This is a genomic window from Rufibacter sp. DG15C (assembly GCF_001577755.1).
Taxonomy (GTDB): Bacteria; Bacteroidota; Bacteroidia; order Cytophagales; family Hymenobacteraceae; genus Nibribacter.
In genome coordinates this window covers 1,287,910-1,300,137 of record NZ_CP010776.1, presented here as the reverse complement: position 1 = coordinate 1,300,137, position 12,228 = coordinate 1,287,910, and the positions used below count along the sequence as shown (strand labels likewise).

Below are 12,228 nucleotides of genomic sequence, written 5' to 3'. Positions count from 1 at the left end.
AATGAATTAGCCGTTTTTGGCCCGCTTTCAAGAAGATAGGCCAAAAACAGAAAACAATTGACACACTATTTACCTAAGTACCCATGATAAGACACAATAGCGTTATTCGCATTCTTTTCCTTTCCTGCCTCCTTGGGTTGACAGCCTGTAATTTCCATACAGAGGCAGACATGGATGATATGGACGAGGACATGGAAAACATGGACTTGAACATTGGCTACCCCGCCGCTTTTGTGGTGAACGGAGAGTCTAATGATGTGGACGTCATCAACCTCAATGACCACACTCACAAGGACCACCTCAAATTGAACGGAGCCACGTTTCCGCACCATATCAACATGAGCCCAGATAGAACCAGGTTGGCCGTAGCCATTACCAGCACAGACCTGAGCGGGGGCCATGACGGCGGAGGCATGGACGGGATGAGCGGCCTGAAGGTTATTGTACTCAACAGCTACACTGGCAAGATTGAGAAGGAGATTGTGCTCCCTAAGATGCCGCATAACGCTGTCTTTAACGCTGACGGTTCTGAGCTGTGGGTTTCACAGGAAGATGACAACCGAAGCCAGGTGCTGGTGTACAATGTTGGGAGTTGGAGTTTGAAGAACACCATTCAGGTAGGGAAGGGACTGTCTGAAATCACCTTCTCCTCAGACGGGTCCAGAGCCTATGCCGCCAATACCATGGATGCCACCGTCTCGGTCATCCACCCGGAAACGAAATCCATTCTGGCCACCATCCCCGTAGGCAAAGACCCGGTGGGCGCCTGGCCGGCCGCGAACGGCTATATGTACGCAGACAATGAAACGGACCAGACCGTGTCTGAGATTCAGGTAAGCACCAACAAGGTCACAGAAACCATCAATTTAGGCTTTAAGCCTGGGTACGTGGCGTTCCACCCGGGCCAGCAGGAGCTATGGGTGAGCGATGCCACCAATGGCCAAGTGGTCTATTACAAGAAGGCAAATGGCCTGTGGGCCAGGCAGGGGACCATCACCACAGGCGCAGATGCCCACGCCATCGCCTTCAGCAAAGATGGCTCCACCGCCTATGTCACTAATCAGGGGGCAGGCACAGTTTCCGTTATTCAAGTTGCTAGTCATGCGGTGACCGCTACCATCCAGGTAGGTAAGAAACCAAATGGATTGGTCATTCGGCAGTAAAAAACAAACATCCATATCTAAACCCGATTATTTAAATGAAATCTTCTACCGCTATTCGTTGCCTTCTAGGCTTCTTGCTCGTTGCTATCTTCTTACTTCCCTTTGAAACGTTGGCCCATGGAGGGGAGAAGCATGGCAAGAAGGCACCATCAGCAAAGGCAGACTCCCTTAAAAAGACAGTAGTCAGCACTAAGGACACTATCACGTTCAGTAAGGTGACTCCGGCAGAGCATGCTGGCCACAAGTCCAACCCGGCCAAGGTGCATGCCTCCATTTCCGACTTTCCGCACATTCATCCTTTGATTGTGCATTTCCCCATCATGCTTCTCCTGATTGCGGCGGCCATTCAATTCGTGAATATCCTGTTCCGGAAAAAAGAGCTCAACTGGGCCGTAACCATCATGGTGTTGCTGGGATTTGTGACCGCCTACGCCTCCACCCACTGGTCACACCCCCATACCGATGGGCTTACCGAGCATGCGGAGCTGGTTCTGGAACAGCATGATAAATACGCTGATTACACAATCTACCTTTCAGGGCTTGGGTTACTGGCCCAATTGCTGAGCCTGTTTCTATTCAAAGGGAAACGCTGGAGTATTGCCGTGGCGGCTGTCATCCTAATTGGGGCTGGATATGCCGTGAGTATGGCGGGGCACTACGGTGCACAACTGGTGCATATAGAAGGAGTAGGTCCGCAGGGAAAATACCTGGAACAGCACCATTAATCCTAAACATTGAATTCTTAAGTATCTAAACAATATATAGCCATGTTTTCAAGAATAACCTCTACCGCCGGCATCTTGTGCCTCAGTCTTGTTTTCTTTTCATGTACCCAGAACGCGGAGGTACAGCAAGCACAGGAGAAGGATACTACTTCCTTTGTTTCTTCAACAGAGGAAGTTGAAGACGCGACCATCATCAAAGTGCAGTCAGAACCTGACACTGTAAAGGGAAGCCTCAAAGCAGTGGCAAAAGAAAATATAGCGGGTGTCAACATCACTGTCAGATACCACTCCCCCGCCGTGAGGAAGAGAGTGATATGGGGCGGTTTGGTTGCCTACAATCAAGTATGGGTGACTGGGGCCCACTCCGCCACCACTCTTGAATTAGATGGTCCTATCCGCCTAGGTGGAAAAGAAGTGCCTGCCGGTAAGTATGCCTTGTTCACTATTCCCGGGGAGAAGGAGTGGACCGTGATTCTCAACAGGAACTGGGAGCAACATCTGGCGGACGAATACTCTGAAGCGGAGGACATGATGCGTTTAACCGTAAAGCCTGAGCAGGCCTCACATCAGGAACGCCTCCGCTATGCCATCCAGCCGGCCGGTGCCGACAAAGGGACCCTGGTTATCCACTGGGACCGATTGCGGATTCCTATTTCTATCGGGCAGTGAGTGCTAGCCCGGTATTATCATCATTTTTATCTGGCTTATGGAACTTCAAGGTAGCGATAGCAAGGTAATATTAAGAATCAAAAATATGGTCTGTCCGCGTTGCATCCGGATTATCAAGGACCAGTTCGCGTTGCTCCATATACCCGTCAATGACGTGCGGCTGGGGCAGGTGGATTTAGACCGCCCCTTGAACCCGGAGGAGCTGGAGCGGGTGAAATCAGTTTTGGCAGAATATGGTTTCGAGTTGCTGGAGGATAGGAAAGGGAGGCTGGTGGAGCAGATAAAGACACTGCTCATTGAGGCGATCCATTATCAGGAGGGGAAAATCAGTGCCAACTACTCTACCTACCTGGCCCAAGCCATGGGAAAGGACTATAGTACTTTGAGCCACGCCTTCTCCTCCCTAGAGAATGTTACCATTGAGAGATACATCATCCTGCAAAAGGTGGAGTACGTGAAAGCGCAGATTGAATATGACGAGCTTTCTCTGGGTGAGATAGCAGCTAGACTGCATTACAGCAGCTTGAGCCATCTATCCAAGCAGTTCAAGGCGGTGACCGGGTATAGCCCCTCTGAATATAAGAAGCTAAAGTTAATGAACCGCTTGCCCCTTGACCAAGTCAGCTAAATGTTGGACCCGTAATTATGCAAGTCTAAACAAGGACTGTACAAAACAGAACTAGAAGGTTGGTGGTAAAATAATGCATTGGTATTATCTATTAACTTAAAATTTATCCAGCTATGCACAATTCAAACCAATATCAATCTGTAATTGCGGCCTTGAATGCCTGCGCCGCGGCCTGTGATCATTGTTATGATGCCTGCCTGCAGGAGGAGCACGTGAAAATGATGGCTCGCTGTATTCGCCTCGACCGTGACTGTGCAGAAATATGCAGGCTCACCGCCGGTGCGCTTGCAAGAAGCGCAGAGTCCGCAAAGGTTCTCTTGAAAGCCTGTGCCGAAATATGCCGTGAGTGCGGCATAGAGTGTGCCAGCCACAAAGAAATGCAGCACTGTCAGCAATGCGCAGAGGCCTGTAAAGCTTGTGAAGAGGCCTGTCGTAGCGCATTCTAGAAATAAGAAGACAATAGCAAGGGTTGAAACCGCGAACAGTCCTGCCTGCGTGGTTTCAACCCTTGATTATGATTTTGTTGATTTTGTTTCAACTTATTATTTGTCCTAACCAACTAAATTGAAAAGGATTTTGGCTGCAAGACTACTGTTGATGCTCCTGCAACCAGTCGTCTAACTTCTGCTTCTCCCTCTGTTGCTCGTCTATAATCTTCTGTGCCATCGCCTTGATTTCCGGTGATTTGGCTTGTGGCATATAAGCCTTGGCCATGTCAATTCCGCTTTGGTGGTGCATGCTCATGAGCGAGGCGAAGTGATGGTCTGTGCCTCCCTTCATGTCGTGGTTCATCTTCGCCATCATGTCTTTCATGGGGGCCATCATCTGCATTGTCTTGGAGGTGTCCCCTTTAGCGCTTTTCTGGGCGTCAGCGAACCGCTCCAACCTGTCCCTTTCATCCTGTTGCGTCTGTAAGGTCTTCCTCGCCATGTTCACCAGCATGGTGTCCTGCCCGCTTTCCGCCTCTTCCTTGGCCATGTCAAGTGCGCCCTTATGGTGAGTCGCCATCAATAGGGCAAAGTCGCGGTCTGGATCTCCCGTCATCTTTATTTTTTGCATATCGCTCATGTTGTCATGCATGAGGTCCATCATCTTGTTATTGGATCCGGATGCTGTCATATCATGCCCCGAACCAGAATGCTCCTCTGTTTGGTCTGTTGAAATAGATTCGGGTTTTTCTGAATTCCCGCCGCAAGCGTAAAAGAACAGTGAGATCCCAAAGGCCATAGCTGCCCACGAGTTATTCAATGGTTTGACTTTCATAGTTGATCGGAAATGGAGTGGAAAGAAGTTTTAATTGGTATCGGTAGCTGTTGCGCATTTATACGACTTGCAAATAGGCGGGTTCAATACAACCATGAGCCTTGAGAATGGACCTAACGAAGGTAAATGTGCAATAGAATGTATTTTGAAAGGATTTAAAGAGCAGACATGAAACCTGTTAAGTTTATTTGATGACATCATTATACAAACCTTTTCCGCAATTGTATAAAGTGGATGCTAATCATTCAGTCTTTATCGCTTCGTTAGTGAAGTCCTTTGAATTACTTGCACAATTTTGACAATCAAATCAAGGATTGTATAAAACATAGGTATGCCAGTAGAGTAAAACAGGGGTAGGTAACCTTTAAATTAATCTTATACCCATGCATACCTCTCAAAACCAGAATATCATCCAAGCGCTGATCGAATGCGCCTCGGCCTGTGACCATTGTTTCGATGCCTGCCTTCAGGAACAGGATGTGAAAATGATGGAAGGTTGTATCCGGCTGGACCGCGACTGCGCCGATATCTGCAGGCTGGCGGCTAGTGCGCTGACAGCCAACTCACCCTCTTCCCAAGCACTTCTAAGGGCCTGTGCTGAGATCTGCAGGGCCTGCGGGGATGAGTGCGAGAAGCACGGACACATGCAGCACTGCCAGGAGTGCGCAGAGTCTTGCCGCCGGTGCGAGGAGGCCTGCCGTTCAGCAGTCTAGCACGCGTTCCTACTTTTAAGTAACTCCTCGACGGAATAATTTTGCTTCATATCCTTTATCATGTACTGGTGCCAGGCCTTATCGCCTGGCTCTTTTACCGGAGTAATTGGAAGAGGGTGTGGCTTTTGATGGCCGCTGGCATCCTTGCGGACCTTGACCATCTGTTCGCCGTGCCTATGTATGACCCAGGAAGATGCAGTATCGGGTTTCACTTTCTTCACACCTATCCTGCTATCGCCCTTTATGCATTGCTTTTGTTCATTCCAAAGGTAAGGGTGCTTGCCATTGGATTATTGGTGCATATGGGCCTAGACTATATTGACTGCCTTGTTTAAGGGAGGATGATCAGATGTATAAATACCGGTACAGTAATAAACCTAAATAGAAACAACGATGAGACGACTAATAGACATAAACAAATGGATATTGTATTTATTCGCTCCAATCCTGTTGACGTCATGCGACAGTGAGGATGACGGCTTTGAGACCCAACCCCATGACCAGAACAGGATGATGGGCATCATGCATGATATGATGGATGATATGGAAATGATGCAGATGAACGGAGACCCAGACGTCGTTTTCGCCCAAATGATGATCATGCATCACCAGGGAGCCATCGACATGGCCAATGAGGAACTAAGCAGCGGGGATGATGCGGCCATCAAAGCGCTGGCTACGAAAATAAAAGAAGACCAGCAACAGGAGATCCAGGAATTGCAGGCTTTTATCGGCTCATATCAGCCTGATCAGGCGACCAGCGGCATGTTCAACATGGAGCTGATGGGTTCAATGGAGAAATCGGCCCGCCAGAGCGACCTGCAAGTGTTGACCGGGGACACGGACCAGGATTTTGCCCAGCTTATGATAGTGCACCACCAATCGGCGATTGAGAATGCCCGCGCTGTGCAGGAGCACGGCACAAGCGCTTTGATCAAGGAGATGGCGCACAGGATGATCGACGCCCAAATGGCGGAAATCGAAGAGCTTCAGGAATGGCTATTGGCCAATAAAACCTATTAGGGCGCTTTTCAGCCAGTTTAATTATTTTTCTCATGTTGATAAAAGCACCTCCTGCTGGGAGGTGCTTTTATCATTGCCATTGGCAAGGTCTCCCATCGATGGCAACCCTATGCGATTCTGCTGCTCTGCTTTAATCTGGCTCCTCATTCTCAGAACATAGAAAGACCACCACCGATCTGAGCTAAGGTGCCAAACCCATTCTAGCGTATATCACCTCTATTGCTAATTACAGATGGGGGCTTCTATACGATTCCTTCCAATGGCGTCGGCTAGCGGAGAAATCTTGTAAACCCTCGCTAAAATTGTATCACATAGAGCTCTGGGCTTCCTGGTATCTTTGCCAAGGAAAGGGAGGGGAGCCCCCTGAGTGTTTCATTTGTTGAACGTAGCATCTTAAAGGAAATGGAAAATTTGAAATTCAAAACCAATATCAAGTGCGGGGGATGCGTGGCAGCCGTCACCCCCTTTCTGGACAAGGAAACAAGCGTAGAGAAATGGCAGGTAGATACTCAACACCCAGATAAGATCCTGACTGTGGAGGGAAATGCCATCAATAGAACAGGGGTAATAGAGGCGATAGAACAGGCTGGGTTCAAAATTGAACAGCTTTCATAAACTATGTAAAAGGGGTAATCTGAATGATTACCCCTTTTTTTAAGTACTAATCTACATAAGGACCATGGACCATTCCCATCACAGCCACCAGCCTTCTAACTCTGTTAGAAACTCCATTGAAAGCAAAGAGGCGTTAACTGACAAAGCTCTACATGGCCATGACCAGGCCATGCCTCCACAGGGGCATGCGCACGATCACCATACTATGATGATTGATGACTTCAGGCGAAGGTTCTGGGTCTCCCTGCTGCTGTCATTGCCTGTAATCATCCTCAGCCCGATGGTGCAGCACATCCTAGGGTACCGCTTGGAAATACCATTCGGTATGTCCATCGCCTTTGCCCTTTCCTCTGTCATATTCTTATACGGGGGGTGGCCCTTCCTAACGGGTCTGTGGCAGGAGATGAAAAAGGGAGCCCCTGGGATGATGACCCTAATAGCGATAGCGATAACGGTGGCCTACCTTTACAGCACCGCCATAGTATTTGGCTTGGAAGGGATGGATTTCTTCTGGGAGCTGGCAACCCTTATCGTGATCATGCTCTTGGGTCATTGGATAGAGATGAAATCGGTTTTGGGTGCCTCACGCGCCTTAGAATTATTGGTTAGCCTTATGCCCTCTGAGGCCCATGTGATAAGAGAAGGCGAAACAGTGAACATTGCAGTGGACGCCTTGCAGAAGGGTGATCTGATTCTGATAAAGCCAGGCGAAAAAGTGCCGGCTGATGGGCTTGTCGAGGAGGGGGAAAGCTACTTGGATGAGAGTATGCTCACCGGCGAGAGCAAGCCGGTGCAAAAGAAGTGGGATGACAGGGTGATAGGCGGCTCCCTCAACGGCAATGGCTCATTGAAGGTAAGGGTGCAGGGTACTGGGGAGGAAAGCTACCTGAAGAAAGTAATAAACCTGGTGCAGGAAGCCCAGAAAACTAAGTCCGATACACAGCACTTGGCGGATAAGGCAGCCCGTTGGTTGACATATATCGCCCTCATTTCAGGTTTTGCAACGTTTGCGATTTGGCTAATGCTTGGAGAGGATTTGGCTTTCGCCTTAGAGCGGATGGTGACGGTGATGGTGATCTCATGTCCGCATGCCCTCGGCCTGGCGGTGCCGTTGGTCGTAGCCATCTCCACTGCCATCTCAGCTAAAAACGGGTTGTTGATCCGGAACCGTACCGCGTTTGAAAATTCAAGAAAGATCACCACCATCATATTTGACAAGACCGGTACTGTTACTCAAGGTTCCCACCAGTTGTCCAGAGTGGTTTCCTTAAATAATGCTTTCCCGGAAAAAGAATTGCTCCGGCTGGCGGCTGGAGTAGAGCAGAACTCTGAACACTATATCTCCCAGGGCATCCTGAAGCAGGTAAAGGCTGAACAAATTCCTATACCACACGCCGAAAACTTCAATTACCTTCCAGGTAAAGGTCTAGAGGGAACGGTAGAAGGCAAGTCTGTTAAAGTGGTAGGCCCAAGTTACCTGCAGGAGTTTAGTATCCAAGTACCCCAAAGCGATGCAGAGGAGGGAGTTGAAACGGTGGTCTATGTACTAATCGATGGCATAGTCGCTGGTTTTATCAGCCTTAGAGATCAGATACGCCCAGAATCTGCCGAGGCGATTAGGACCCTCAAAGCCAGTGGCATCAAGAACCTATTGCTCACCGGTGACAATGACCGGGTCGCGAAGAGCGTATGCGACACCCTGGGAATGGATGGGTTCCTTGCCAATGTCTTACCCCACCAAAAGCAGGAAAAGGTGAAAGAGCTGCAATCCAAAGGTGAGTTTGTGGCCATGACCGGCGATGGGGTGAATGATGCCCCAGCCCTAGCACAGGCTGATGTGGGCATAGCGGTCGGGTCTGGCACTGATGTAGCTGCCGAAACCGCTGACATTATTTTAGTGAACAGCAACCCACAAGATATAGCTTCCCTTATCCTTTTCGGGAAGGCCACTTACCGGAAGATGATTCAGAATATCATCTGGGCCACTGCCTACAATGTGGTGGCGTTGCCCTTGGCAGGAGGTATTTTGTATAAGCAAGGAATCATGGTATCCCCAGCGGTAGGTGCGGCCCTGATGAGTCTGAGCACGGTGATCGTCGCCATCAATGCACAGTTATTGAATAGGCAATTCAAAGAATAAGTTTATCTTCCGTAAGTAATGAATAATTGAGATGACCTTAAGGAAGAGAGATTCTCCCTAAGACTAGAATGAGCTTTCTCTTCGGTAAGCGCAATAGTGCGACTACTATGGGTAGAATTACAAATAATAAAGCAGATTATATGGGTACTTCGCTGCAACCAAGTTAGTTTCGCTAAGCTGGATACAGTCCCGGTAAATATTATCAATAGCAGGAAAAGTAATCTCTAACCTACCTCAAAACCTATGGCCGGAAGGGATCCATAAAGGGGACTTATTTGGGTAGCCACTGACAAAAATGCAACAAATGTGCTGCCGAAGTGCCTAAGCTTAATTATCGTTATTAGGACCGTTGTAGGACAGTATAAGTTCGGATAATACTTACATAAAGGCCCGTAATTAGCAACAACTTCTATTCTCCTGGATGGAAGGGCAGGCCACGGTTCCGTAGCTGCAGAAGACGCAGCAGTCACCCTGCAGGGGCTTCAAAACTGTTTTGCATTTCTCGCACTCATAAAAGTACTGGCATGCGTTGGTAGGCATCTCCTCCGTTTTGGAATGACCACACTCTGGGCAGGTGACAGTGGAAGCTGTGACAATCTCCATTATTTCATAATCTTTGTCCCGGTGACCTTGTATCCCGTCGCTCTGATAGCCTTCTGCACCTGCTCCACCGTGGTCTTGGACCTGTCGAACTCCACAATAGCGTTTGAGTTGGCATAGGAAACGGTCAGGCCGGTAATCCCAGGCACCTTGTTCACCTCGCTGGCCACGTGTCCCTCACAGGCCGCGCACGTCATGCCGGTGATGGTGAACTCCGCCACCATCTTGGCCTTTGGCTTGCCCTGTGCTTTCGCATCGGTGTCCTGTCGCACTGGTTCTCTGTTGAACACGCTGGCGTAGTTGGGGAAGGTGAGCATCAGTAGCGCGAACGCTGTCACCAGGGTGAGGAAGGTTTTTCTCTGCATAAATCTGGGTTTATCTTTTTCACAATTACAATAATCTAGGGGTTGCCGCTTCAGCAGTTGGTACCAGGCATACGCCAGCACCAATATTGTCAGTGCTATGAGCCAAGGGCGTAAGGGTCCCAACCAAGAGAGAGAGGAGGCTATACCGCTGGTTCCTGCCACAAGGGCCAGAAGGGGTGTGATACAGCACATGGAGGCCGCTAGCGCAGCCATAAGGCTGGTTACCGCTAATCTGCTTGCTGATCTCATACCGTCTCTGCTAATTCGCTTTCAGTGACTATCTGGAAGAAAGGCCTCAATACTTCCCCATACTCGGGAGATAGGGAATAGTAGATGGTCTGCCCTTCCTTCATGGACTGGATAAGGCTCCTGTCCTTCATCTTGCGCAGGTGCTGTGAGACCGCTGAGACGCTGACTCCCAGAATATCACTTAGGTCACACACGCAAAGTCCCTGCTCTTCGGAAAGAAGGAACAGAATTTTCAGCCTCACAGCATTCCCTGCCATCTCCAGGCCATTGGCAACGCGGGCAAAGGAGCCGTCCAAGGCACCGACCCTGTCTTTGCAGCGTTCTATCTGAGGGACATCCGTCGCCTGGCGGATACAAGTGGTATTTTCCATGCTGCAAAGTTAGGTTTACTTAAGTGTTTAAGCAAATGCTAAAACATGCAGTAATAGTGGTGAAATACCTATTCCAGCTTTGGAGGGATTTCAGAATTAGAATATTGTACAGGAAAGGGTTCGCAACCACTTGAGGGGTTGTATTCTTACATAGGAAGGACCTAAGGAACGAAAGTCTCATGACCAAAGCGGGCTGAAAAGTCGGGGGCTGCGCGGGCACTGGGCATATCAGGGAACCCACACCGGCACAGCCCCTGGTTGGCACCTGGTCTGTACTTAAGGACAATCAGTCGGTTCTGGAAGAGTATAATAAGGCTAAGTTGCAACTATATCCATCAGGAGACAACAAATATTCGGCGCATGGATTCTGGCATTTACAGGTGTCTCCTTATTTCCTTCCTGCCTATGTGGCTGATGCTATCTGCGGATATGGGCGTTAGTGTTTTAATTTCAGTAAATTGGGGCGGTGAAAGATATTGAAGGGCCTAGTCAACCCTGTTCATCTTACACAGCTTTTATTAAATATTGGGCGTTTGCTATCGCCCATCAGGGTGCTATTTCGGGGAGGTGGCACCCCTCTTTTTGCGTCTTCTAACCCAGAGTTCACCTGCTCCCTGTATCCCTTGCCTGTAAACTTTCCATATGTTTGATGCAATGGCTCTCAGCCCAAGGGTTAACTGCGAGTTTACCTGTAAATTTTGCTTCAAGCCTCACAAGTCCGCTAACCATTAACTTTTCCCTGTCTCAAAAAACGGCCGTATTACGGGAAAAGGAAGAGGTAGTATTTTACTTTCCCAATTCATCAGAATGTGTCTCTATTTGCCGTCTCAAAAACTAGTTAAGTGTTTTGATATGTGAGACGGCAAATAGAGACACAACACTTACTTGAATGCAACAATCACTCTTCAGTAAGAAACTTCTTCACCTTGGAGACGGTGTAGGGCCGCTCCCGTCACGTCAGCTTGGTGGTCTGCTGGTAGGTTAAGGTATTTGATGACCTCTTTGTGCTTACCTGGAACTCTCCATCGGCTTCGGCTCTTCCGTCGTCCACCTATTATAGTCACACGAAGGGTGCCTTCTGGTAAACCAATAAAACGTATATTACCCCATCGCACTTAGACCTATAAACCTATCATATCCAGTCACCTATGAAAAGAATGTATCGATTGCTCCTTCTCACGCTGTTGGCAACATCCTCCTTGGGCTGCGAGGAAGAGGAGGACTTGCCCAAACCGACCCAGACCGGGGCTGGAATCATGGCTGCCAGAATAGGCGGAAAGCTATGGGAGAGAAGTTCATCCTCGAATTCACTGATTGGAAGCGGTCTGCGAGTCCTATACACAGATGGGTATTTTAGTATAATTGGATCTGGCGATAAAAGGGAGATAGATGCATCTATACAATTTCAAATGACTGATGTGTATAGGCCGGGGGTCTACACCCTCAGGGAACGTTTACCTGGCATCTTCAGTGACGCTGGGAGTTATGGAAGGGTTAACGATCTTAGCGAAAGGAATAATGCTAGATCTTACGAGACCACCGCAGCCGGCACCGGCACCGTCACTATCACCAAGCTGGATACCCAAAACAAAATAATCTCCGGCACCTTCTTCTTCCGGGCCGCCAATTTGAATAACCCCTCTGAGTTCATGGAGGTGACCGATGGGCGATTTGACGTGAAGTACGATTAGGGGTAGGCTTCCT

General features: G+C 48.9%; 15 protein-coding genes. 11 read left to right on the top strand and 4 right to left on the bottom strand.

The window, feature by feature from the left end:
* Positions 1-83: 83 nt before the first annotated feature.
* From TH61_RS05400 to TH61_RS17790, 5 genes are all read left to right on the top strand, one after another.
* Positions 84-1,163: a YncE family protein gene (locus tag TH61_RS05400; protein WP_071887788.1), complete on the top strand. Its 1,080-nt coding sequence runs from the start codon at positions 84-86 to the stop codon at positions 1,161-1,163.
* A 35-nt stretch (positions 1,164-1,198) separates the two neighbouring features.
* Positions 1,199-1,888 carry a hypothetical protein gene (locus TH61_RS05395; RefSeq protein ID WP_066506868.1) on the top strand — a complete coding sequence of 230 codons (690 nt, stop codon included), beginning with the start codon at positions 1,199-1,201 and terminating at the stop codon, positions 1,886-1,888.
* 42 nt (positions 1,889-1,930) lie between these two features.
* Positions 1,931-2,557 carry a DUF2911 domain-containing protein gene (locus TH61_RS05390; RefSeq protein ID WP_066506865.1) on the top strand — a complete coding sequence of 209 codons (627 nt, stop codon included), beginning with the start codon at positions 1,931-1,933 and terminating at the stop codon, positions 2,555-2,557.
* Between the two features lie 85 nt (positions 2,558-2,642).
* Positions 2,643-3,185, top strand: a complete 543-nt coding sequence (locus TH61_RS05385; RefSeq protein WP_231862307.1) for an AraC family transcriptional regulator — start codon at positions 2,643-2,645, stop codon at positions 3,183-3,185.
* A 113-nt stretch (positions 3,186-3,298) separates the two neighbouring features.
* The gene (locus tag TH61_RS17790; RefSeq protein WP_071887787.1) at positions 3,299-3,631 is read left to right on the top strand and encodes a four-helix bundle copper-binding protein; all 333 of its coding nucleotides are present in this window, start codon (positions 3,299-3,301) and stop codon (positions 3,629-3,631) included.
* 142 nt (positions 3,632-3,773) lie between these two features.
* Here the strand turns inward: TH61_RS17790 and TH61_RS05380 are convergent, their stop codons facing one another.
* On the bottom strand, positions 3,774-4,304 hold the full coding sequence (locus TH61_RS05380) for a DUF305 domain-containing protein (RefSeq protein WP_197464100.1): 531 nt from the start codon (positions 4,302-4,304) through the stop codon (positions 3,774-3,776).
* Between the two features lie 527 nt (positions 4,305-4,831).
* On the opposite strand from TH61_RS05380, the gene TH61_RS05375 reads away from it, so the two are divergent.
* From TH61_RS05375 to TH61_RS05355, 5 genes are all read left to right on the top strand, one after another.
* On the top strand, positions 4,832-5,161 hold the full coding sequence (locus tag TH61_RS05375) for a four-helix bundle copper-binding protein (protein ID WP_066506861.1): 330 nt from the start codon (positions 4,832-4,834) through the stop codon (positions 5,159-5,161).
* Between the two features lie 41 nt (positions 5,162-5,202).
* A complete protein-coding gene (locus TH61_RS18325) occupies positions 5,203-5,496 on the top strand; it encodes a DUF6122 family protein (protein WP_082780304.1) in 294 nt (97 codons plus the stop codon).
* Between the two features lie 175 nt (positions 5,497-5,671).
* Positions 5,672-6,184, top strand: coding sequence for a DUF305 domain-containing protein (locus tag TH61_RS05365; protein ID WP_197464099.1), 513 nt, complete (start codon positions 5,672-5,674; stop codon positions 6,182-6,184).
* 402 nt (positions 6,185-6,586) lie between these two features.
* Complete coding sequence (locus tag TH61_RS05360) at positions 6,587-6,799, top strand: heavy-metal-associated domain-containing protein (RefSeq protein WP_066506854.1); 213 nt, start codon at positions 6,587-6,589, stop codon at positions 6,797-6,799.
* 64 nt (positions 6,800-6,863) lie between these two features.
* A complete protein-coding gene (locus tag TH61_RS05355; RefSeq protein WP_066506850.1) occupies positions 6,864-8,939 on the top strand; it encodes a copper-translocating P-type ATPase in 2,076 nt (691 codons plus the stop codon).
* Positions 8,940-9,335: 396 nt separating this feature from the next.
* Here the strand turns inward: TH61_RS05355 and TH61_RS18320 are convergent, their stop codons facing one another.
* Genes TH61_RS18320 through TH61_RS05345 form a run of 3 tightly spaced genes read right to left on the bottom strand, consistent with a single transcriptional unit; the run spans position 9,336 to position 10,449 of the window.
* Positions 9,336-9,542: a GDCCVxC domain-containing (seleno)protein gene (locus tag TH61_RS18320; protein WP_071887785.1), complete on the bottom strand. Its 207-nt coding sequence runs from the start codon at positions 9,540-9,542 to the stop codon at positions 9,336-9,338.
* On the bottom strand, positions 9,542-10,153 hold the full coding sequence (gene merTP, locus TH61_RS05350) for a mercuric transport protein MerTP (protein WP_066506847.1): 612 nt from the start codon (positions 10,151-10,153) through the stop codon (positions 9,542-9,544). Before merTP ends, TH61_RS18320 begins: the two co-directional genes overlap by 1 nt.
* Positions 10,150-10,449 carry an ArsR/SmtB family transcription factor gene (locus tag TH61_RS05345; RefSeq protein ID WP_369796927.1) on the bottom strand — a complete coding sequence of 100 codons (300 nt, stop codon included), beginning with the start codon at positions 10,447-10,449 and terminating at the stop codon, positions 10,150-10,152. Before TH61_RS05345 ends, merTP begins: the two co-directional genes overlap by 4 nt.
* A 1,223-nt stretch (positions 10,450-11,672) precedes the next feature.
* Between TH61_RS05345 and TH61_RS05340 the strand changes: the two genes are divergently transcribed.
* Positions 11,673-12,215 (top strand): DUF6252 family protein, encoded by a 543-nt coding sequence (locus tag TH61_RS05340; RefSeq protein WP_157600562.1) that lies wholly within the window; start codon positions 11,673-11,675, stop codon positions 12,213-12,215.
* The last annotated feature ends 13 nt before the right edge of the window (positions 12,216-12,228 follow it).